The 20,292-nt window shown below is 40.8% G+C and carries 13 protein-coding genes, 20 tRNA genes, 3 rRNA genes and 1 pseudogene; 34 read left to right on the top strand and 3 right to left on the bottom strand.

All coding sequences use genetic code 11. From position 1 onward, the window contains the following. Positions 1 to 11: 11 nt before the first annotated feature. From ACNQFZ_RS10375 to ACNQFZ_RS10365, 3 genes are all read left to right on the top strand, one after another. Positions 12 to 884 (top strand): AraC family transcriptional regulator, encoded by an 873-nt coding sequence (locus ACNQFZ_RS10375; protein ID WP_458415145.1) that lies wholly within the window; start codon positions 12 to 14, stop codon positions 882 to 884. A 310-nt stretch (positions 885 to 1,194) separates the two neighbouring features. Continuing rightward, positions 1,195 to 1,806, top strand: coding sequence for a nitroreductase family protein (locus ACNQFZ_RS10370; RefSeq protein ID WP_458415144.1), 612 nt, complete (start codon positions 1,195 to 1,197; stop codon positions 1,804 to 1,806). A 333-nt stretch (positions 1,807 to 2,139) separates the two neighbouring features. Then, positions 2,140 to 2,766 (top strand): cysteine hydrolase, encoded by a 627-nt coding sequence (locus tag ACNQFZ_RS10365; protein ID WP_458415143.1) that lies wholly within the window; start codon positions 2,140 to 2,142, stop codon positions 2,764 to 2,766. 168 nt (positions 2,767 to 2,934) lie between these two features. Here the strand turns inward: ACNQFZ_RS10365 and ACNQFZ_RS10360 are convergent, their stop codons facing one another. Further along, positions 2,935 to 3,936, bottom strand: coding sequence for a DUF3231 family protein (locus ACNQFZ_RS10360; RefSeq protein WP_458415142.1), 1,002 nt, complete (start codon positions 3,934 to 3,936; stop codon positions 2,935 to 2,937). Positions 3,937 to 4,130: 194 nt separating this feature from the next. On the opposite strand from ACNQFZ_RS10360, the gene ACNQFZ_RS10355 reads away from it, so the two are divergent. The 30 genes and pseudogenes from ACNQFZ_RS10355 to ACNQFZ_RS10210 all read left to right on the top strand — a co-directional run bounded on the left by ACNQFZ_RS10355 (position 4,131) and on the right by ACNQFZ_RS10210 (position 16,712). Beyond that, on the top strand, positions 4,131 to 4,919 hold the full coding sequence (locus ACNQFZ_RS10355) for a hypothetical protein (protein WP_458415141.1): 789 nt from the start codon (positions 4,131 to 4,133) through the stop codon (positions 4,917 to 4,919). A gap of 5 nt (positions 4,920 to 4,924) precedes the next feature. Next, positions 4,925 to 5,383, top strand: coding sequence for a hypothetical protein (locus ACNQFZ_RS10350; RefSeq protein ID WP_458415363.1), 459 nt, complete (start codon positions 4,925 to 4,927; stop codon positions 5,381 to 5,383). Between the two features lie 80 nt (positions 5,384 to 5,463). After that, positions 5,464 to 5,952, top strand: coding sequence for a hypothetical protein (locus ACNQFZ_RS10345; protein WP_458415140.1), 489 nt, complete (start codon positions 5,464 to 5,466; stop codon positions 5,950 to 5,952). A 334-nt stretch (positions 5,953 to 6,286) separates the two neighbouring features. Further along, positions 6,287 to 7,458 (top strand): annotated as a pseudogene (gene tnpB / locus ACNQFZ_RS10340) (IS200/IS605 family element RNA-guided endonuclease TnpB). A gap of 189 nt (positions 7,459 to 7,647) precedes the next feature. Further along, complete coding sequence (locus tag ACNQFZ_RS10335) at positions 7,648 to 8,211, top strand: class I SAM-dependent methyltransferase (protein ID WP_458415139.1); 564 nt, start codon at positions 7,648 to 7,650, stop codon at positions 8,209 to 8,211. A 195-nt stretch (positions 8,212 to 8,406) separates the two neighbouring features. Then, complete coding sequence (locus ACNQFZ_RS10330; RefSeq protein WP_458415138.1) at positions 8,407 to 9,159, top strand: histidine kinase dimerization/phospho-acceptor domain-containing protein; 753 nt, start codon at positions 8,407 to 8,409, stop codon at positions 9,157 to 9,159. A 52-nt stretch (positions 9,160 to 9,211) separates the two neighbouring features. Then, positions 9,212 to 9,478, top strand: a complete 267-nt coding sequence (locus ACNQFZ_RS10325) for a hypothetical protein (protein WP_458415137.1) — start codon at positions 9,212 to 9,214, stop codon at positions 9,476 to 9,478. A 478-nt stretch (positions 9,479 to 9,956) separates the two neighbouring features. Further along, a 16S ribosomal RNA gene (locus ACNQFZ_RS10320) occupies positions 9,957 to 11,503 on the top strand. 153 nt (positions 11,504 to 11,656) lie between these two features. Beyond that, positions 11,657 to 14,588: ribosomal RNA gene (locus ACNQFZ_RS10315) — 23S ribosomal RNA — on the top strand. Positions 14,589 to 14,649: 61 nt separating this feature from the next. Further along, positions 14,650 to 14,766, top strand: a 5S ribosomal RNA gene (rrf, locus tag ACNQFZ_RS10310). Together the 16S, 23S and 5S rRNA genes with 20 tRNA genes alongside form the textbook arrangement of a ribosomal RNA operon. Positions 14,767 to 14,821: 55 nt before the next feature. Beyond that, positions 14,822 to 14,896 (top strand) — tRNA-Glu (locus ACNQFZ_RS10305). A 67-nt stretch (positions 14,897 to 14,963) separates the two neighbouring features. Further along, positions 14,964 to 15,039, top strand: a tRNA-Val gene (locus ACNQFZ_RS10300). 7 nt (positions 15,040 to 15,046) lie between these two features. Continuing rightward, positions 15,047 to 15,119: transfer RNA gene (locus ACNQFZ_RS10295), tRNA-Lys, on the top strand. Positions 15,120 to 15,133: 14 nt separating this feature from the next. Beyond that, a tRNA-Leu gene (locus ACNQFZ_RS10290) sits at positions 15,134 to 15,214 on the top strand. Between the two features lie 13 nt (positions 15,215 to 15,227). Continuing rightward, positions 15,228 to 15,299, top strand: a tRNA-Gly gene (locus ACNQFZ_RS10285). A 9-nt stretch (positions 15,300 to 15,308) separates the two neighbouring features. After that, positions 15,309 to 15,397, top strand: a tRNA-Leu gene (locus ACNQFZ_RS10280). A 10-nt stretch (positions 15,398 to 15,407) separates the two neighbouring features. After that, positions 15,408 to 15,484: transfer RNA gene (locus tag ACNQFZ_RS10275), tRNA-Arg, on the top strand. 15 nt (positions 15,485 to 15,499) lie between these two features. Continuing rightward, positions 15,500 to 15,576 (top strand) — tRNA-Pro (locus tag ACNQFZ_RS10270). A gap of 17 nt (positions 15,577 to 15,593) precedes the next feature. Further along, positions 15,594 to 15,666: transfer RNA gene (locus ACNQFZ_RS10265), tRNA-Ala, on the top strand. Positions 15,667 to 15,678: 12 nt separating this feature from the next. Next, positions 15,679 to 15,771, top strand: a tRNA-Ser gene (locus ACNQFZ_RS10260). A 42-nt stretch (positions 15,772 to 15,813) separates the two neighbouring features. After that, positions 15,814 to 15,890: transfer RNA gene (locus tag ACNQFZ_RS10255), tRNA-Met, on the top strand. Between the two features lie 3 nt (positions 15,891 to 15,893). Continuing rightward, positions 15,894 to 15,969 (top strand) — tRNA-Asp (locus ACNQFZ_RS10250). A 52-nt stretch (positions 15,970 to 16,021) separates the two neighbouring features. Beyond that, a tRNA-Phe gene (locus tag ACNQFZ_RS10245) sits at positions 16,022 to 16,094 on the top strand. A 7-nt stretch (positions 16,095 to 16,101) separates the two neighbouring features. Continuing rightward, positions 16,102 to 16,186 (top strand) — tRNA-Tyr (locus ACNQFZ_RS10240). Positions 16,187 to 16,193: 7 nt separating this feature from the next. Further along, positions 16,194 to 16,267, top strand: a tRNA-Trp gene (locus ACNQFZ_RS10235). Positions 16,268 to 16,274: 7 nt separating this feature from the next. After that, a tRNA-His gene (locus ACNQFZ_RS10230) sits at positions 16,275 to 16,347 on the top strand. A gap of 15 nt (positions 16,348 to 16,362) precedes the next feature. Further along, positions 16,363 to 16,437: transfer RNA gene (locus tag ACNQFZ_RS10225), tRNA-Gln, on the top strand. A gap of 18 nt (positions 16,438 to 16,455) precedes the next feature. Then, a tRNA-Gly gene (locus tag ACNQFZ_RS10220) sits at positions 16,456 to 16,529 on the top strand. A 5-nt stretch (positions 16,530 to 16,534) separates the two neighbouring features. Beyond that, positions 16,535 to 16,611 (top strand) — tRNA-Ile (locus ACNQFZ_RS10215). 26 nt (positions 16,612 to 16,637) lie between these two features. Further along, positions 16,638 to 16,712: transfer RNA gene (locus tag ACNQFZ_RS10210), tRNA-Asn, on the top strand. A gap of 132 nt (positions 16,713 to 16,844) precedes the next feature. Here the strand turns inward: ACNQFZ_RS10210 and ACNQFZ_RS10205 are convergent. Together ACNQFZ_RS10205 and tnpB (ACNQFZ_RS10200) are read right to left on the bottom strand one after the other, a co-directional pair. Beyond that, positions 16,845 to 17,135: a GNAT family N-acetyltransferase gene (locus tag ACNQFZ_RS10205; protein ID WP_458415136.1), complete on the bottom strand. Its 291-nt coding sequence runs from the start codon at positions 17,133 to 17,135 to the stop codon at positions 16,845 to 16,847. Between the two features lie 152 nt (positions 17,136 to 17,287). Further along, positions 17,288 to 18,460, bottom strand: coding sequence for an IS200/IS605 family element RNA-guided endonuclease TnpB (gene tnpB / locus ACNQFZ_RS10200; protein ID WP_458415135.1), 1,173 nt, complete (start codon positions 18,458 to 18,460; stop codon positions 17,288 to 17,290). Between the two features lie 253 nt (positions 18,461 to 18,713). Between tnpB (ACNQFZ_RS10200) and ACNQFZ_RS10195 the strand changes: the two genes are divergently transcribed. Beyond that, positions 18,714 to 20,249 (top strand): EAL domain-containing protein, encoded by a 1,536-nt coding sequence (locus ACNQFZ_RS10195; protein WP_458415134.1) that lies wholly within the window; start codon positions 18,714 to 18,716, stop codon positions 20,247 to 20,249. The last annotated feature ends 43 nt before the right edge of the window (positions 20,250 to 20,292 follow it).

Below are 20,292 nucleotides of genomic sequence, written 5' to 3'. Positions count from 1 at the left end.
GAGGTTATTTAATGGATTTGCTAAAAAGCATGAATGAATCAATGAGGTATATTGAGGATACCCTCACCAACGACATAGATTTCAAAGTAGTGGCTAGAATCGCTCATTGTTCCGAGTTTCATTTTACAAGAATGTTTTCTTTTCTTGCAGGTATAACATTATCAGAATACATTCGCCGTAGACGATTGAGCTTGGCAGCATTTGAGCTTACAAATAGTAATTTAAAGATAATTGATATTGCGGTTAAATATGGGTACAATTCACCAGACTCTTTTACTAGAGCTTTTCAAAATTTTCATGGTGTAACACCATCAGAAGCAAGGAATAACGGACAGCAATTAAAAGCCTTTCCACCAATGACCTTCCAATTATCAATTAAAGGAGGACATGAAATGAATTACCGAATCGAACAAAAAGAGGGGTTTAACATAGTTGGTATTATGAAAAGAGTTCCAATTATTTTTGAAGGGGAAAACCCGGAAATTATAGCAATGTGGAAATCATTGACAATGAAAAAAATAGAACAATTAAAAATGCTTTCAAATATTGAACCGGTAGGTATTATTCAAGCATCAACGAACTTTTCTGAAGGACGTATGGAAGAAAAAGGAGAGCTTGATCAGTGTATAGGAGTAGCAACAACACAAGAATGCCCTGAAAACTTTTCTAAACTGGAAGTTCCTGCTTTAACATGGGCAATATTTGAATCAACCGGACCTTTTCCTGCTACACTACAGGAAACTTGGGGAAGGATTTATTCTGAGTGGTTTCCATCTTCGAATTATCAAGTAGCAGAAGGGCCAGAAATCTTGTCGATAAAAACTCAAGATTTAACTTCACCATCTGTGACAAGTGAAATTTGGATTCCGGTTTTGAAAAGGTAATAAAAATTTTTAATTACTGAGCTATTTTGGCAGCTCTTTTTAATAGATGCGATGATTGTGAATATATATATTCTCTATTTCAAAGGGGAATACAGCAACTGAAAAATAATTATTCTAAGGCGGCATCTTTTATCGGGAATAAGGTTATTTTAATAATGGTGCTAAAGTTCTGTCATAAAATCGAGGTAAAGTTAAGGACAAAACAAGTTAATTGACAGAAATTCTTTATTGTTTTAAAGTTATATCGAATTTGAGATATATTATATGGAGACATATTAATTAAAGATTTTTAAATGGAGGAATCATTGTTATGACAATTGCGTTAAAAAAAGATTTTTACACTGCACTTAAAGAAAGACGTTCAATTTACGGAATTAATAAAGATGTACAAGTATCGGATGAAAAAATTAAAGAAATTGTAGAATTTGCTGTGAAACACACGCCTTCCGCTTTCAATAATCAAACGGCACGTCTTGTTGTATTGTTTGGCGAAGCACATAATAAATTATGGGACATTACAACTGCAACATTAAGAAAAGTGGTTGGGGATAGAGACTTTTCATCAACTCAACAAAAAATGGATTCTTTTAAAGCGGGATATGGAACCGTTTTATTCTTTGAGGATGAAGCTGTTATTAAATCATTTCAAGAACAATTTGCTACTTATGCGGATAACTTCCCAATTTGGTCAAATCAAGCATCAGGTATGCACCAATTAGTTGTATGGACAGCATTAGATGCAGAGGGACTAGGAGCAACTTTACAACACTATAATCCGCTAATTGATGATGAAGTAAAAAAAGAATGGAATATCCCTGATAATTGGAAACTGATTGCGCAAATGCCATTTGGTAATCCAACATCTCCAGCAGGTGAAAAAGGATTCCAATCACTTGAAGATCGTGTGAAATTTTACAATTAATCTCACGCTTATAGAAGATCTACTAAACCAGCTTCCAATATCGGAACTGGTTTTTTTACAATGGGTATTAAATAGTTGCCTTCCAGCTGAAAAGGTGGCCAAATCAGCGCATATCCCAGTTAGCCATGATACGTTGTTAGCCTTTGATTCGCCATTATGAAATTGAATCAGAAATCTCTCCCTTTCGTGGGTCTTGATGACTTTGCATTTTGTAAAGATCATATGCAAAAACATTTCAAAACTTGAAAGAGAATATGATTATCTAAGGAATTTTTAAGCAATATAGGTCGTATAATCAATAAGCGAAAACATAAATAAGGTGGGAACAATTCTATGTTTGAACCAAAACCAAGGAATACTGCAATTGTTATTACTGACCCTCAAAATGACTTTTTGTCTCCAGGCGGAAGGGGATATCATTTGACAAAGGCTAACATTAAACAGAATAATACTTTAGCCAACTTGGAACTACTTTTAAGCACTGCTCATAGTAAAGGTTATCAGCTTTTTGTTTCTCCACATTTTTTATATCCACATGACTATGATTGGCAGTTTACAGGGAACGAACAAGAGATGTTGATTAATTTGCGTGTTTATCAGAAATTAAATCAAAATAGTCCTCCAACTCCGGGAGCCGATTATGTTCCAACTTTAGCTCCGTATATCTGGGACAAAACAACCGTCATCGCAACACCGCACAAGATAGCTGGTCCTCAGACAAATGATCTGGTCTATCAATTAAGGCAACGTAGAAAAGAACAAGTAATTTTAGCTGGGGTATTATCAAATGTATGTGTTGAATCGCATATGAGGGATTTAATCGAAAATGGCTTCAAGACAGCTGTTGTATACGATGCAACCGCCGCGATTAGTGAAAACGATTTTCATGCTGCTGTTACTAACTATAGAGCTTTCGGTAGTGCCATATGGACAACAAGTGAAGCCATTACGAATATGTAAGAAACATGGGGGAACGGTTCTAGTGGCGCAACAAGCTTTTTAAAGTTAAATAAATGTTTAATTAAGAGGCATAAAAGGACTTCTTATAACAGTGTGATCTTAAGTGAAATAATACAAGAACCCATTATAATTAGGAGAACTTGTATTATTCCATAAATCTCAACTTGTTTATTTAGTTAAAAGATTTCTATCCTTCATTTGAGGTGGTTCTTCGAGCCAACCATTTTTTGCTATGATTTCCGCTCCATCATGTCCATATTTTAATATATCCTTTGCTGTATCAACCATTTTAAAGGGGAGGTCACTACGTAAGCTAAATGCAGTTCCTAGAGCGTTGCTTCCTAAACCAAAGCTACACAACAGACCAGTACAATACAGCATCAGTTTATCCGAAAAAGGAGCTATTTTTGAGTCAGTTGCATTTGCCCCCCATGTTGAAGGCGGTTGAATATCACTCTGAAGAAGTATTTGTGTGTAATCAGTTACTACTTTTTTTGCTAACTCTTTTCCTTTAATAAAGTATTTTTTTACTTCGGGTTCATTTGCCACCTGTGCGAAACCAGTTATCAGTTGCATTCCAATAATATTTGTATCAATTGCGTGGTATAAATGAGCTACTTCAACTGTATTTAATGCTCTTTTTTCAGAAAACAAGTTAAAACCACTCATATAATTAGTTCCATTTGCAATCTCGACTGTTTTTGGCATAGATACGGCAGGCGGATGCGGCAACACCGCTTTCTCTTGCAAATAGTCCACGCATTGATCGTAAACACTTTGGGTAAATGCAGTTAATTCCTTATAAAAAAGCACAATATCTTTGCGATAAGCCATACTTAAATGGAGCGTATGTAATCCCATGCTTATTTCTTTAAGAACACGAAGAAACATAATATCAAACATGGTATCATACAGCTTAGGTACGCCAATATTAACATCTTTCTCTGTATAGCCAATTGGAATGACAGCACCTTCATTTTGAAAGATGTTTTTTATTTCCTCAATATAGCTAATAATATGGTTATGAGTATCTTGCATAATTTCTTTTGCTCGATCATCATCTGCTTGTTCTATAAAATATTCAAGCATTCTCTGGTTCATCGTTTTTTCCTGATAGGTCATCCACAATGTTCCTAATTCACTTGAACTTAAAGCCAATTTTTGAGTCATCCTATAGGCCTCCATTCATTTACCTTTTCAGTCATAGTCTTATTGTCCCTATAATTAGTTCTAAATTTAATATTTACTGCAAGAGAAATAATATGTAATAACCAAAACAACATATCATTGACCGAAGATTCAACAAGCATAAATGTATCCTATTTTAGGAAATATATAATAAATCGTTCCTGGGGGTGGATTAAATGGATAATTATACAACTGATAATACTGCCAGACGATATAAAGCCCATGTTAGTATTTTAGGAACAACCCAGTTGCACTTAAGAAATCCTTATATTATTGCATGGTGGTCCGCAGCGTTCCCCGGATTTGGTCATATGCTTTTATCTAAATATCTTAGAGGATATGCATTATTCATTTGGGAAGTTGTTGTTAATATTAAAGCACATGTTAATTCCTCGATGATTTATTCCTTTCAAGGGAATATTGACGTGGCAAAAGAGGTATTAGATACAAGATGGCTTCTTATGTATATTCCTGTTTACCTTTTTGGTATTTGGGACAGTTATCGGACAACAGTAGATATGAATAAGGTCTACCTTTTAGCCGAGCGGGAGGAGCACCGTTTTAATACATTTTCATTAGGAGCGTTAGAGATTAACTACTTAGATAAGCGAAATCCTGTCCTTTCCGTTATGTGGTCATTGTTTATCCCTGGGCTAGGGCAGCTTTATATCCATAGGATTTTAACTGCTTTCTTTCTCATCGTATGGTTAGTGGTCTTTTATTATTGTTCTCATATTCAAGAAGCTGTTGTACTTTTGTTTTTAGGAAAAGTAAAGGAAGCAACTTCGGCTTTAAATTCAGAATGGCTTCTTTTTATCCCATCACACTATGGATTTGCAGCATATGATTCTTATATTAATACGGTTGAGAATAATAAACTCTTCGATAAAGAGTTAAGGAATCACTTAGTCGAAAATTATCAATCGAAGGGTTTCAAAATACTAAAAGGACAAAAAGTGAAGTGATTGATGTGCAACTATTTTCAACATTTGAAACCACTGGATTTTTAGAAATGGCAATTTCAACGCTTGAAAAGAAAGGAATTAAAAAAGAAAGTATATTTGCTGTTCCTCTGGATAATCGGGAAGAAGACCGTAAAATTTTCGATAACATCCATCGCTCAGACGGAACAAGCTTGGTTGATATTGGAATGGGAGTTGCCACTGCTTTTTCAGTTATTGGAGCTAGTGTTGGGTTTAAATTGGCTTGGGGACCCATTTATTGGGGACTGATCGGTGCGTTTGTTGGATTTGTTCTTGGATTTGCCATTCGACTTTTTATGGAATTGGTTATAAAGAAAAGGAAAAGAGTTTTAAAAGGAAAGCATTCTGAAGTCATCTTAATTATTGATTGTGAAGAGTCACAAGCGGAATTAGTAGAAGATATACTTTGGAGCCATTTTGCATTAGGGGTGGCAAAAGTAAAATAAAAAAACCGGTTCTTTTTTACATATCATAATTTTCTTAAATCTGGGGAAATTATTGTTAACAGATGCAAGGAGGTGTTGACGTGAAATACTCTAAGCTCTTTTTAGCTTTGATGATGATTCTTTCTTGGTTTTCATTTGCTTTTACAGACAAGGAATCCATTAAACGCTTTCTCCCTGCATCATTATTTATGGCTATTATAGTGAAAGTGGTTAATTTGATAGCGAAAAAGAGGAAATGGTGGTGGTGGTACGAGAAAGTTCATCCTTCTGTTTCGGGCGTGTTTCCTTTTATGTTTGGGCCATTCTTTGTAGGTTCCTTTTGGATTCTCAAGTCGACGTACGGCAATTTTATGAGATATATGGGCCTGAATTTAATAACAGATTCAGCCTTTACGTATGTTTTAGAGCCTTATCTGCAAAAGTTTGGAATTGCATCTCTGGTACGTATGAAAAAAATTCAGTTGATGTATGTTTTTACTGTGTTGGCATTTCTTTTATATGGATTCCAACTTATTGAAGAAAAGGTACTAAAAGGAAGAATTTCGTTAAATCAAAGTTATATTAACTAAAAAGGGATCATCCGAAGATGGTCTTTTTTCATTGCCTTTAAATGAACGTTTAATTAAAGTAGGATATATCTTTTTTATAATATAGCCGAGAACACTCGTGATTTTAATCATGAGATGAATCGGCTTCGGACAAGGCGTGTCTTGGGACACGTCAATTGTACGACATACTTAATTCTGTAGTTAAAAAAATAATCTATTTTGGAACAAATATCCTCGATTAAATCTAGGACATATGTTATTATACACCTAATTAAACAGAACGTATGTTTGAATTAACGAGTAGTAATCAAAAAGTTTCCTAGTTAAAAAGAGTTGAAGGCGGGGTGAATTAAAAATGAAGGTGAAAAAAGCATACAAATTTAGAATCTATCCTACCAAAAAACAAGAAATTTTAATTGCTAAAACTATTGGTTGTAGTCGTTTCGTCTATAATTACTTTGTAGGAAAACAAAAACAGCAAGATGCGTATTGGCATATCGTGAATGAAATGGTTCAGAATGGTCAACTTCCCCAAAATAATTGGAAGGGTGAATGTTTCAATAAAAACAAATCGATAAAAGCCCTTCCTGAGCTAAAGGAATCATATCCCTTTTAATAGAAGTCGATAGTATTGCTCTTCAAAAGTCTGTTGAAATTGTCCACGATGCATACACAAGATATTATAAAAAACAAAATAATGACCCTCGTTTTAAATCTAAAAAAAATCCTGTTCAATCGTACACAACAAAATATGTGAATGGCAATATTGCTGTTTTAGATCAGCATATTAAACTTCCTAAACTTGGCCTTGTACGTTTTGCAAAAAGCAAAGAAGTCAACGGTCGTATTATGAATGCTACGATTAGGCGAAATGCGACTGGCAAATACTTTGTATCTATTCTTGTAGAAACGGAAGTACAGCCATTAGAAAAAACAGGCTCGGCAGTGGGAATTGATGTAGGACTTAAAGATTTTGCTACACTTTCCGATGGTACAGTATACGAAAATCCAAAGTTTTTCCGCACATTGGAAGAAAAATTAGTAAAAGCACAGCGTATTCTTTCTAGACGACAAATAAATTCTTCTAATTGGCATAAACAACGTGTAAAAGTCGCAAAGATCCATGAAAAAATCACAAATGCAAGGAAGGATATGCTAGATAAAATCTCAACTCATATTGTCAAAAACCACGACATCATTGGGATTGAGAATTTGTCGGTAAGCAATATGCTTAAAAATAGAAATCTTGCCAAAGCAATTAGTGAAGTATCGTGGTCACAATTTAGAACGATGATAGAGTACAAAGCCAAATGGTACGGAAAGCAAGTAGTAATCGTTGCGAAAACTTTTGCTTCCAGTCAACTATGCTCAAATTGTGGACACCAACATAAAGACGTTAAAAACCTTGCTTTGCGTGAATGGACATGCCCAATGTGCAAATGCCATCACCAACGAGACCTTAACGCAAGTATCAATATTCGCAATGAAGCATTGCGATTAACCGCAGGAACTGTGGAGATAGCCTAATCTAATAGAAACCGATAGGTTTCTGTACGTAGGAATCTCGTGGCTTTAGCCATGAGAGGGTTCAATTGCCAATAAAATGATTAATCAAAATCTCAAATTTGAAAATAGTTATTCCAAAATTAAGATAACTAATGGATAATAATAAAGTATAAATTTTAAAAGATTTTATAACCTGTGGAGTGATAGGAAATGAAAAAAGCAAATCTATTTTTTCTTCAATATATGTTAAATCCAAGAAAGGTCGGAGCAGTTTATCCGAGTTCAGGGTATCTTGCCGAAAAGATGATTAGTAGTGTTTGCTTCGACGAGGCTAACTATATTGTTGAGTATGGACCAGGTACGGGAGTATTTACAGAGAAAATCCTGAAGTATAGAAAGCCAGCTACGGTTGTGATGTTAATTGAGAATAATATCGAGTTTTACAGACTGTTAAAGGAAAAGTATAACAACCAGAAAAATCTTATCATCGTGCATGGATCGGCAGAGGACATCGATAGTCATCTAAACGAATTTAATATTCCTTATATAGACTATGTGATTTCTGGATTGCCGTTTGCTAGCTTGCCTAAGAATGTTTCCGAGGCTATTTTGGATAAAACACAAAGTATATTAGGCAGCAATGGGAAATTTATAACTTTTCAATATACGCTATTTAAGAAGGCGTTCATAAGCGAGTTTTTTAAACAGATTGATGTTAAACGTGAATATAGAAATGTTCCTCCTGCCTATGTGTTCAGCTGCAATAACGAATAACGAATAACGAATAACGAATAACAATGTCCGGCCTCATTATCATCAAAATGGCGCCGGACATTATAATTTCCTGTTTAATCATCGGAATTCCTTTCCAAAAGAAATTGGATCCAATAAAATAATAATGCCTTCGCAAAGAAGTAAAGAAAGAATTGAAGTTTTGTAAGATTAACGTTCTTATACACCGGTTTACTTATGCTTTTTCTTGTTCTTTTTATTATGATTGTCTATACGATATTATATATGGCTATTTTCAAAGACCAAGAACGTGAACTTGAAGCTAGCGTCATTCAGGAAGCGAGAAATATTGAGGATTACTTGCAGTATCAGAATCATAAAGGGCGTTTAGAGTTTCGCAATCAAGAGACCCTTGTAAAAGGTGCCGATCAATTTTTCTATTATGTAGTGAATCGCTCTGGACAGCTGGTACTTGGAGATGAACTAATACCAGAACTGCGAACACAAATTTTAAGTACGGTCTCGGGTTGGGAGCCTGACAGAAATAAGGTACTTCAAGAAACTTATCATGTTCCCTTTTTTGATAGATGGTCAAATAGTGAAAGAAGGGATTTTCGCCCCGCTCAAAGAATGAAAATCATTCGGCTTATAATTGCTGGTGAGCCCATTTTCAATCATGGCGAAATGGTTGGCATGCTTTATATTGGGAAGGAAGTTTCGTTGGCTTACCAAGTTTTTAAATTGTTGCCAATCATTCTAGTAGGGTTAGCTATCCTATTTTCAGGTGTGGCCCTTGTTATAAGTTACTATATGTCCAAAAAGGCAATGGCTCCGATTTCCCGCGCTTTTTCAAGACAGCGGGAATTTGTCGCAGATGCTTCACATGAATTACGGACACCTCTAAGTGTTATGCTATCATCAATTAATGCAATGGAAATGACGTTGGATTTAAAAAAGGAGGATTACGCTAATAAACTACTTATAAATTAAAAAAATGAAGTAAAACGTATGACAGGATTAGTAGGAGATTTATTAACTAACTTTGGCTCGATCTGATTCGAGAAAAGTAGAAATTATGAAGGAAACGTTTGATTTTTGTCCGATTGCAAAAGAAGCTGTAGAATCCGTTCGTGCATTGGCTGAATCCAAACAAATCAGCCTACACTTTGTGGCACCTGAAACGTTAATTGTAAATGGAGATTCACAAAGATTATCACAACTGCTCTATATTTTATTGGATAACGCGATTAAATATACACCCATTGGCGGAGAGGCGTTTCTTGCTCTTTCTATTAAAGGAAAAGAGTAAAATACCTACTGGAATATGAAAACGATTTTAGTGAAACAGGGGGGGACGGCTTGTGTTTCCCTACAAATATGGTATAGGCTTGCTAATAGTTGTATTTATCATAAAACTTAAATTCTTAAAAAGATATTGATTTCTGTGAATATAAGTTGTAAAATATTTATTGCTGACCTGAAAGGTTATTTATTTCAGCGACTTGAGTAATGCACTTAACTCCAAAAGTTGCAGTTGAAATAAAAGAGATAGGTTGACAAGTGATAATGCTTTTGGTATTATAAAATTCCGACGTTGAAAAACGCGGTGAAATAATTCTTAAAAAACTTGTTGACTTCTACGAAGCGAAGTGATAGAATTGTTTTTGTCGCCGCTAATGAAGCGGATACGAAATGGTCTTTGAAAACTAAACAAAATGTCAAGCGTGCAAATAACGTTGAACCTTTGAGTTCAACACAAGTCAGTTTAATTTTGAGCAATCAAACACTTTTTGGAGAGTTTGATCCTGGCTCAGGACGAACGCTGGCGGCGTGCCTAATACATGCAAGTCGAGCGGATGACGAGGAGCTTGCTCCTTTGATTCAGCGGCGGACGGGTGAGTAACACGTGGGCAACCTGCCTGTAAGACTGGGATAACTTCGGGAAACCGGAGCTAATACCGGATAACTCATGAGACCACATGGTCTTATGATAAAAGATGGTTTCGGCTATCACTTACAGATGGGCCCGCGGCGCATTAGCTAGTTGGTGAGGTAACGGCTCACCAAGGCGACGATGCGTAGCCGACCTGAGAGGGTGATCGGCCACACTGGGACTGAGACACGGCCCAGACTCCTACGGGAGGCAGCAGTAGGGAATCTTCCGCAATGGACGAAAGTCTGACGGAGCAACGCCGCGTGAGCGATGAAGGCCTTCGGGTCGTAAAGCTCTGTTGTTAGGGAAGAACAAGTATCAGTTAACTGCTGGTGCCTTGACGGTACCTAACGAGAAAGCCACGGCTAACTACGTGCCAGCAGCCGCGGTAATACGTAGGTGGCAAGCGTTGTCCGGATTTATTGGGCGTAAAGCGCGCGCAGGCGGTTCTTTAAGTCTGATGTGAAAGCCCCCGGCTCAACCGGGGAGGGTCATTGGAAACTGGGGAACTTGAGTGCAGAAGAGAAGAGCGGAATTCCACGTGTAGCGGTGAAATGCGTAGAGATGTGGAGGAACACCAGTGGCGAAGGCGGCTCTTTGGTCTGTAACTGACGCTGAGGCGCGAAAGCGTGGGGAGCAAACAGGATTAGATACCCTGGTAGTCCACGCCGTAAACGATGAGTGCTAAGTGTTGGAGGGTTTCCGCCCTTCAGTGCTGCAGCTAACGCATTAAGCACTCCGCCTGGGGAGTACGGTCGCAAGACTGAAACTCAAAGGAATTGACGGGGGCCCGCACAAGCGGTGGAGCATGTGGTTTAATTCGAAGCAACGCGAAGAACCTTACCAGGTCTTGACATCCTCTGACAATCCTAGAGATAGGACTTCCCCTTCGGGGGCAGAGTGACAGGTGGTGCATGGTTGTCGTCAGCTCGTGTCGTGAGATGTTGGGTTAAGTCCCGCAACGAGCGCAACCCTTGTCCTTAGTTGCCAGCATTCAGTTGGGCACTCTAGGGAGACTGCCGGTGACAAACCGGAGGAAGGTGGGGATGACGTCAAATCATCATGCCCCTTATGACCTGGGCTACACACGTGCTACAATGGATGGTACAAAGGGAAGCAAGACCGCGAGGTGGAGCCAATCCCATAAAGCCATTCTCAGTTCGGATTGTAGGCTGCAACTCGCCTACATGAAGCCGGAATCGCTAGTAATCGCGGATCAGCATGCCGCGGTGAATACGTTCCCGGGCCTTGTACACACCGCCCGTCACACCACGAGAGTTTGTAACACCCGAAGTCGGTGGGGTAACCTTTTGGAGCCAGCCGCCTAAGGTGGGACAGATGATTGGGGTGAAGTCGTAACAAGGTAGCCGTATCGGAAGGTGCGGCTGGATCACCTCCTTTCTAAGGATAATAAGGTGCGCTTTGACATTTTGTTTAGTTTTGAGAGAGCATTTCTCTCAGAACTTGTTCCTTGAAAACTAGATAATCGTAAACATTCATATTTACTGTAAGAAAGTTCTTATTACAATCATGATGATTCAATCAATCATCTTAGGTTAAGTTAGTAAGGGCGCACGGTGAATGCCTTGGCACTAGGAGCCGATGAAGGACGGGACTAACACCGATATGCTTCGGGGAGCTGTAAGTAAGCTTTGATCCGGAGATTTCCGAATGGGGAAACCCACTGTTCGTAATGGGACAGTATCTTTACCTGAATACATAGGGTATTGAAGGCAGACCCGGGGAACTGAAACATCTAAGTACCCGGAGGAAGAGAAAGCAAATGCGATTTCCTTAGTAGCGGCGAGCGAAACGGAAACAGCCCAAACCAAGAGGCTTGCCTCTTGGGGTTGTAGGACACTCTATACGGAGTTATAAAGGAATGAAGTAGGTGAAGTGGTCTGGAAAGGCCAGCCGAAGAAGGTAACAGCCCTGTAGCTGAAACTTCGTTCCCTCTTGAGTGGATCCTGAGTACGGCGGGACACGTGAAATCCCGTCGGAAGCTGGGAGGACCATCTCCCAAGGCTAAATACTCCCTAGTGACCGATAGTGAACCAGTACCGTGAGGGAAAGGTGAAAAGCACCCCGGAAGGGGAGTGAAAGAGATCCTGAAACCGTGTGCCTACAAGTAGTTGGAGCCCATTCATGGGTGACAGCGTGCCTTTTGTAGAATGAACCGGCGAGTTACGATCCCGTGCAAGGTTAAGTCGAAGAGACGGAGCCGCAGCGAAAGCGAGTCTGAATAGGGCGCTATAGTACGTGGTCGTAGACCCGAAACCAGGTGATCTACCCATGTCCAGGTTGAAGTCCAGGTAACACTGGATGGAGGACCGAACCCACGCACGTTGAAAAGTGCGGGGATGAGGTGTGGGTAGCGGAGAAATTCCAATCGAACTTGGAGATAGCTGGTTCTCCCCGAAATAGCTTTAGGGCTAGCCTTAAGGTAAGAGTCTTGGAGGTAGAGCACTGATTGGACTAGGGGCCCCCATCGGGTTACCGAATTCAGTCAAACTCCGAATGCCAAAGACTTATCCTTAGGAGTCAGACTACGAGTGATAAGGTCCGTGGTCAAAAGGGAAACAGCCCAGACCTCCAGCTAAGGTCCCAAAGTGTACGTTAAGTGGCAAAGGATGTGGAGTTGCCCAGACAACCAGGATGTTGGCTTAGAAGCAGCCACCATTTAAAGAGTGCGTAATAGCTCACTGGTCGAGTGACTCTGCGCCGAAAATGTAACGGGGCTAAATGTACCACCGAAGCTGAGGATTGACACTTACGTGTCAGTGGTAGGGGAGCGTTCTAAGGGCTTTGAAGCTAGACCGAAAGGACTGGTGGAGCGCTTAGAAGTGAGAATGCCGGTGTGAGTAGCGAAAAGACAGGTGAGAATCCTGTCCATCGAAAGCCTAAGGTTTCCTGAGGAAGGCTCGTCCGCTCAGGGTTAGTCGGGACCTAAGCCGAGGCCGAAAGGCGTAGGCGATGGCCAACAGGTTGATATTCCTGTACCACCTCTTTACCGTTTGAGCAATGGAGGGACGCAGTAGGATAGGGCAAGCGCGCCGTTGGTTGTGCGCGTCCAAGCAGTTAGGCTAATGAGTAGGCAAATCCGCTCATTGTAAAGGCTGAGCTGTGATGGCGAGGGAAAATAGTACCGAAGTTCCTGATTCCACACTGCCAAGAAAAGCTTCTAGCGAGGTAGAAGGTGCCCGTACCGCAAACCGACACAGGTAGGCGAGGAGAGAATCCTAAGATGCGCGAGAGAACTCTCGTTAAGGAACTCGGCAAAATGACCCCGTAACTTCGGGAGAAGGGGTGCTCTGGTAGCGTGCAAGCGCGAGAGAGCCGCAGTGAATAGGCCCAAGCGACTGTTTAGCAAAAACACAGGTCTCTGCGAAGCCGTAAGGCGAAGTATAGGGGCTGACACCTGCCCGGTGCTGGAAGGTTAAGAGGAGGGGTTATCCTTTACGGAGAAGCTCTGAATCGAAGCCCCAGTAAACGGCGGCCGTAACTATAACGGTCCTAAGGTAGCGAAATTCCTTGTCAGGTAAGTTCTGACCCGCACGAAAGGTGTAACGACTTGGGCACTGTCTCAACGAGAGACTCGGTGAAATCATAGTACCTGTGAAGATGCAGGTTACCCGCGACAGGACGGAAAGACCCCATGGAGCTTTACTGCAGCCTGATATTGAATTTTGGTACAGCTTGTACAGGATAGGTAGGAGCCTGAGAAGCCGGAGCGCCAGCTTCGGTGGAGGCATCGGTGGGATACTACCCTGGCTGTATTGAAATTCTAACCCACGCCCCTGATCGGGGCGGGAGACAGTGTCAGGTGGGCAGTTTGACTGGGGCGGTCGCCTCCCAAAGAGTAACGGAGGCGCCCAAAGGTTCCCTCAGAATGGTTGGAAATCATTCGCAGAGTGTAAAGGCACAAGGGAGCTTGACTGCGAGACCTACAAGTCGAGCAGGGACGAAAGTCGGGCTTAGTGATCCGGTGGTTCCGCATGGAAGGGCCATCGCTCAACGGATAAAAGCTACCCTGGGGATAACAGGCTTATCTCCCCCAAGAGTCCACATCGACGGGGAGGTTTGGCACCTCGATGTCGGCTCATCGCATCCTGGGGCTGTAGTCGGTCCCAAGGGTTGGGCTGTTCGCCCATTAAAGCGGTACGCGAGCTGGGTTCAGAACGTCGTGAGACAGTTCGGTCCCTATCCGTCGTGGGCGCAGGAAATTTGAGAGGAGCTGTCCTTAGTACGAGAGGACCGGGATGGACGCACCGCTGGTGTACCAGTTGTCTTGCCAAAGGCATCGCTGGGTAGCTATGTGCGGACGGGATAAGTGCTGAAAGCATCTAAGCATGAAGCCCCCCTCGAGATGAGATTTCCCATTCGTAAGAAGTAAGATCCCTCAGAGACGATGAGGTAGATAGGTCTGAGGTGGAAGCGTAGCGATACGTGGAGCTGACAGATACTAATCGATCGAGGACTTAACCAAATAAGTGAATATGAATGCAGATTATCTAGTTTTGAAGGAACAACCTTCAAATAAATAACTGTTTGGTGACGATAGCGAAGAGGTCACACCCGTTCCCATTCCGAACACGGAAGTTAAGCTCTTCAGCGCCGATGGTAGTTGGGGGCTGTCCCCCTGTGAGAGTAGGACGTTGCCAAGCAGAGCCCCATTAGGGGTATTTATTTTGTCCAATTTTAATGGGAAGTATTTCCTCTGGCCCGTTGGTCAAGCGGTTAAGACACCGCCCTTTCACGGCGGTAACACGGGTTCGAATCCCGTACGGGTCACCAAAAAAGGAAGGCATGCTAAATGCGCGACATCCTGTCGCAACGCATGCACTTGCACTTCTTGAGCATCGGAGGATTAGCTCAGCTGGGAGAGCACCTGCCTTACAAGCAGGGGGTCGGCGGTTCGATCCCGTCATCCTCCACCATATATACGAGCCATTAGCTCAGTCGGTAGAGCATCTGACTTTTAATCAGAGGGTCGCAGGTTCGAATCCTGCATGGCTCACTATCTAAATACTCGCGGGTGTGGCGGAATTGGCAGACGCACCAGACTTAGGATCTGGCGCCTTTGGCGTGGGGGTTCGACTCCCTTCACCCGCACTGTTTCATTTGTGCGGAAGTAGTTCAGTGGTAGAACACCACCTTGCCAAGGTGGGGGTCGCGGGTTCGAATCCCGTCTTCCGCTCTCAAATTTGCCGGGGTGGCGGAACTGGCAGACGCACAGGACTTAAAATCCTGCGGTAGGTGACTACCGTACCGGTTCGATTCCGGTCCTCGGCACCATTTGAATAATGCGCCCGTAGCTCAATTGGATAGAGCGTCTGACTACGGATCAGAAGGTTATGGGTTCGACTCCTGTCGGGCGCGCCATAAATTCAGCTCAATCGGGAAGTAGCTCAGCTTGGTAGAGCACTTGGTTTGGGACCAAGGGGTCGCAGGTTCGAATCCTGTCTTCCCGACCATCTTAATATTTATTTATGGGGGCTTAGCTCAGCTGGGAGAGCGCCTGCTTTGCACGCAGGAGGTCAGCGGTTCGATCCCGCTAGTCTCCATGTTTTTATTACGGAGGAATACCCAAGTATGGCTGAAGGGATCGGTCTTGAAAACCGACAGGCGGGTTAAACCGCGCGGGGGTTCGAATCCCTCTTCCTCCTCCATTAATGATATACCAATTACAAAATAGAATTATTTCTTATTATCGCGGGGTGGAGCAGTCTGGTAGCTCGTCGGGCTCATAACCCGAAGGTCGCAGGTTCAAATCCTGTCCCCGCAACCAAATGGTCCCGTGGTGTAGGGGTTAACATGCCTGCCTGTCACGCAGGAGATCGCCGGTTCGATCCCGGTCGGGACCGCCATCTTTATTCCAGTAGCTTTGCTGCTGTTAATATAGATTTTTTTTTTTATTTTGGCTCGATAGCTCAGTCGGTAGAGCAGAGGACTGAAAATCCTCGTGTCGGCAGTTCGATTCTGTCTCGAGCCATCTTTTTGGAGGGGTAGCGAAGTGGCTAAACGCGGCGGACTGTAAATCCGCTCCCTTTGGGTTCGGCGGTTCGAATCCGTCCCCCTCCACCATTGTAATAGGGGCATAGTTTAATGGTAGAACAGAGGTCTCCAAAACCTCCAATGTGGGTTCGATTCCTACTGCCCCTGCCAAGTTTTGGCGACTGTGGCGAAGTGGTCAACGCACCGGATTGTGGCTCCGGCATTCGTGGGTTCGATCCCCATCAGTCGCCCTTAGAGTGCTTAATTGGGCTATAGCCAAGCGGTAAGGCAACGGACTTTGACTCCGTCATTCGCTGGTTCGAATCCAGCTAGCCCAGCCACTTTGAATAAATCTATATGCGGGTGTAGTTTAATGGTAAAACTTCAGCCTTCCAAGCTGATGTCGTGGGTTCGATTCCCATCACCCGCTCCAATAATGGGCCTATAGCTCAGCTGGTTAGAGCGCACGCCTGATAAGCGTGAGGTCGATGGTTCAAGTCCATTTAGGCCCACCATTGTTAATAAAACATACCCATTTTGTTCCACAGTAGCTCAGTGGTAGAGCTATCGGCTGTTAACCGATCGGTCGCAGGTTCGAATCCTGCCTGTGGAGCCATTTTATTTTTTCTTGAAAAATACTAAGGTGCATGAAGAGGCACGTTAACAGATTAAACGCATAACAGAGAGCCAAATAAGACAAAGGCTCTCTGTTTTTTTATCTTTATTATAGGGAATATGCGCCAATACATTAATCTGCTAGTACAGCACGATATTCTTCATTACCTTCAAGTACTTTTTTTGCATAGGTACAAACAGGCACAATATATTTATTTTCTTCTTTTGCATATTCAGCAATTCTATTCACTAATTTTCTTCCTAATCCCTTGCCATTATGTCCTTCGTTAACAAATGTGTGATTCACCGTTATAAGCTCCCTGCCGTTCTCATCAATTCCACTAGACGTAAACAGGATTCTGGCAATTACCTCCCCATTCTCTTCAATGTAAAACTCATTATTACCTAGTTTGATTTCGTCCATTATGATGTCCTCCCTCAACTTTAGTTTAGAATACGTAGTGTTATTTTTACATAGATTGGGGTAAAAATCATAGTAATTCCTATCATTTTGAACCCTCTCATGGCTAAAGCCACGAGATTCCTACATACAGAAACCTATCGGTTTCTAATAGATTAGGCTATCTCCACAGTTCCTGCGGTTAATCGCAATGCTTCATTGCGAATATTGATACTTGCGTTAAGGTCTCTTTGGTGATGGCTTTTGCACATTGGGCATGTCCATTCACGCAAAGCAAGGTTTTTAACGTCTTTATGTTGGTGTCCACAATTTGAGCATAGTTGACTGGAAGCAAAAGTTTTCGCAACGATTACTACTTGCTTTCCATACCATTTCGCTTTGTAGTCTATCATCGTTCTAAATTGTGACCACGATACTTCACTAATTGCTTTGGCAAGATTTCTATTTTTAAGCATATTGCTTACCGACAAATTCTCAATCCCAATGATGTCGTGGTTTTTGACAATATGAGTTGAGATTTTATCTAGCATATCCTTCCTTTCATTTGTGATTTTTTCATGGATCTTTGCGACTTTTACACGTTGTTTATGCCAATTAGAAGAATTTATTTGTCGTCTAGAAAGAATACGCTGTGCTTTTACTAATTTTTCTTCCAATGTGCGGAAAAACTTTGGATTTTCGTATACTGTACCATCGGAAAGTGTAGCAAAATCTTTAAGTCCTACATCAATTCCCACTGCCGAGCCTGTTTTTTCTAATGGCTGTACTTCCGTTTCTACAAGAATAGATACAAAGTATTTGCCAGTCGCATTTCGCCTAATCGTAGCATTCATAATACGACCGTTGACTTCTTTGCTTTTTGCAAAACGTACAAGGCCAAGTTTAGGAAGTTTAATATGCTGATCTAAAACAGCAATATTGCCATTCACATATTTTGTTGTGTACGATTGAACAGGATTTTTTTTAGATTTAAAACGAGGGTCATTATTTTGTTTTTTATAATATCTTATGTAAGCATCGTGGACAATTTCAACAGACTTTTGAAGAGCAATACTATCGACTTCTATTAAAAAGGGATATGATTCCTTTAGCTCAGGAAGGGCTTTTATCGATTTGTTTTTATTGAAACATTCACCCTTCCAATTATTTTGGGGAAGTTGACCATTCTGAACCATTTCATTTACGATATGCCAATACGCATCTTTCTGTTTTTGTTTTCCTACAAAGTAATTATAGACGAAACGACTACAACCAATGGTTTTAGCAATTAAAATTTCTTGTTTTTTGGTAGGATAGATTCTAAATTTGTATGCTTTTTTCACCTTCATTTTTAATTCACCCCACCTTCACATCTAATTAACTTGGAAACTTTTTAAATAGAAATCTTCCTAATACACTTTTTGATTACTATCCTTTAACTCGAACGTACGTTCTGTTTACTTACGTATATAATAACATATGTCCTAGATTTAATCGAGGGTACCTGTTCCAAAAATAGACTATTTTTCCAACTACAGAATTAAAATATGTCGTACAATTGACGTGTCCCAAGACACGCCTTGTCCGAAGCCGATTCATCTCATGATTAAAATCACGAGTGTTCTCGGCTATATCATAAATAAAATTGCTGAAATAGAAGCTCATTTTAAAGATGCACTTGAAAATAAAGGATTTCAACTTTATTATCAACCAAAAGTCAATTTAGTAACAGGGAAACTTCAAGCAGTGGAGGCTTTAATCAGGTGGGAGCATCCGGTAAAAGGGATAATGGCACCTATGGATTTTATTCCTATAGCTGAGGAGATAGGTTGGATCTTACCTATTGGGGAATGGGTGTTACGAACAGCCTGCAAACAAAATAAGGATTGGCAAAATAATGGGTTGTCTGACGTTAAAGTATCAGTAAACTTTTCCCCCATTCAGCTGCATCAGAATGAATTAGCTTGGAAAGTTCAATCTATTTTAGAAGAAACTGAACTATCACCCGAACACTTGAAAATAGAAATTACTGAAAGTGCAATGCTTGATAGTCAATCCGTTTTGCCTGTGATTGTGGATTTAAAACGGCTGGGTGTTCGTATAGGTTTGGATGACTTTGGAATCCATTTCTCTTCTCTTTCCTACTTAAAGGAGCTTCCAATTGACTTTATTAAAATAGATAAATTATTTGTTCATCATAGTTCAAGGGACTGGAAAGATGAAGCAATTTTAAAATCTATCATATCAATGGCCCATCAATTAAGAATTGAAGTTATTGCAGAAGGGATTATGCCGAGGAGAAATGTCAATATTACCAAAGAGCTTGGAAGGGGGGAAGAAAATGTCATTTATGAAGGAGAAGTAAATGGTGTTTCGTATCTTGCTTCCTTACGACCTATCCGAAGAGGTGGACAAGTAGTAGAGGTCATTGGTTCATCCGTTGAAATATCGGAATTTAAGAAGACAGAGGAATTGCTTATTAAAGCTGAAAAACTTTCAGTTGCGGGTCAATTAGCTAAAGGAGTTGCCCATGAAATAAGAAACCCTTTAACCTCCATAAAGGGATTTGTACAATTGCTGCAAAAGGGAGAATACCATGATTTCTATAGTGATATAATCATGGGCGAAATTCAAAAACTTGAGAAAATCGTGGGAGACTTTCTATTACTTGCACACACTGAAAAAATTCATTTGTCGGAAGTTGATAGTAAAGTTCTTTTGGATCAGGTCGTTAAATTTTATCAACAATCCATTCCAGACAATATACACTTTGTACAAAAAGAATTATTAGAAAGCCCATTTATATTTTGTGATGTAGACCGGATGAAACTTGTATTTACAAAAATATTACAAAATGCAATAGACGCCATGCCAAATGGCGGTATTATTACGATCCAAATGCTTTTAAAGAACCCTGGTTTTATCACTTTCAGATTTACAGATCAAGGTCAGGGGATTTCTGAAGATAGGATGAAATACCTTGGAGAACCCTTCTTCACTAATACGGAAAAGGGAACTGGATTGGGATTGGCCATTTGCAGAAAAATTGTTCATGCACATGGGGGAACGATGACGATACAAAGTGCCAATAAGGGGACAATTGTTGAAGTCAATTTGCCCATTAAACAAATTCAATAGTTAATAGTATAATAATATAAGGAAACTAGCTTTACGAATCTGA

The sequence above is a fragment of the Schinkia acidoalkalinis genome, assembly GCF_054301215.1.
This window is presented reverse-complemented; position numbering and strand designations above follow the sequence as displayed.

Bases quoted from the DNA above. Each gene is read 5' to 3' on its own strand.
- ACNQFZ_RS10375 (WP_458415145.1), top strand. From the start codon at position 12: ATGGATTTGCTAAAAAGCATGAATGAATCAATGAGGTATATTGAGGAT.
- ACNQFZ_RS10370 (WP_458415144.1), top strand. From the start codon at position 1,195: ATGACAATTGCGTTAAAAAAAGATTTTTACACTGCACTTAAAGAAAGA.
- ACNQFZ_RS10365 (WP_458415143.1), top strand. From the start codon at position 2,140: ATGTTTGAACCAAAACCAAGGAATACTGCAATTGTTATTACTGACCCT.
- ACNQFZ_RS10360 (WP_458415142.1), bottom strand. From the start codon at position 3,936: ATGACTCAAAAATTGGCTTTAAGTTCAAGTGAATTAGGAACATTGTGG.
- ACNQFZ_RS10355 (WP_458415141.1), top strand. From the start codon at position 4,131: ATGGATAATTATACAACTGATAATACTGCCAGACGATATAAAGCCCAT.
- ACNQFZ_RS10335 (WP_458415139.1), top strand. From the start codon at position 7,648: ATGAAAAAAGCAAATCTATTTTTTCTTCAATATATGTTAAATCCAAGA.
- ACNQFZ_RS10330 (WP_458415138.1), top strand. From the start codon at position 8,407: ATGCTTTTTCTTGTTCTTTTTATTATGATTGTCTATACGATATTATAT.
- ACNQFZ_RS10205 (WP_458415136.1), bottom strand. From the start codon at position 17,135: ATGGACGAAATCAAACTAGGTAATAATGAGTTTTACATTGAAGAGAAT.
- tnpB (WP_458415135.1), bottom strand. From the start codon at position 18,460: ATGAAGGTGAAAAAAGCATACAAATTTAGAATCTATCCTACCAAAAAA.
- ACNQFZ_RS10195 (WP_458415134.1), top strand. From the start codon at position 18,714: ATGATTAAAATCACGAGTGTTCTCGGCTATATCATAAATAAAATTGCT.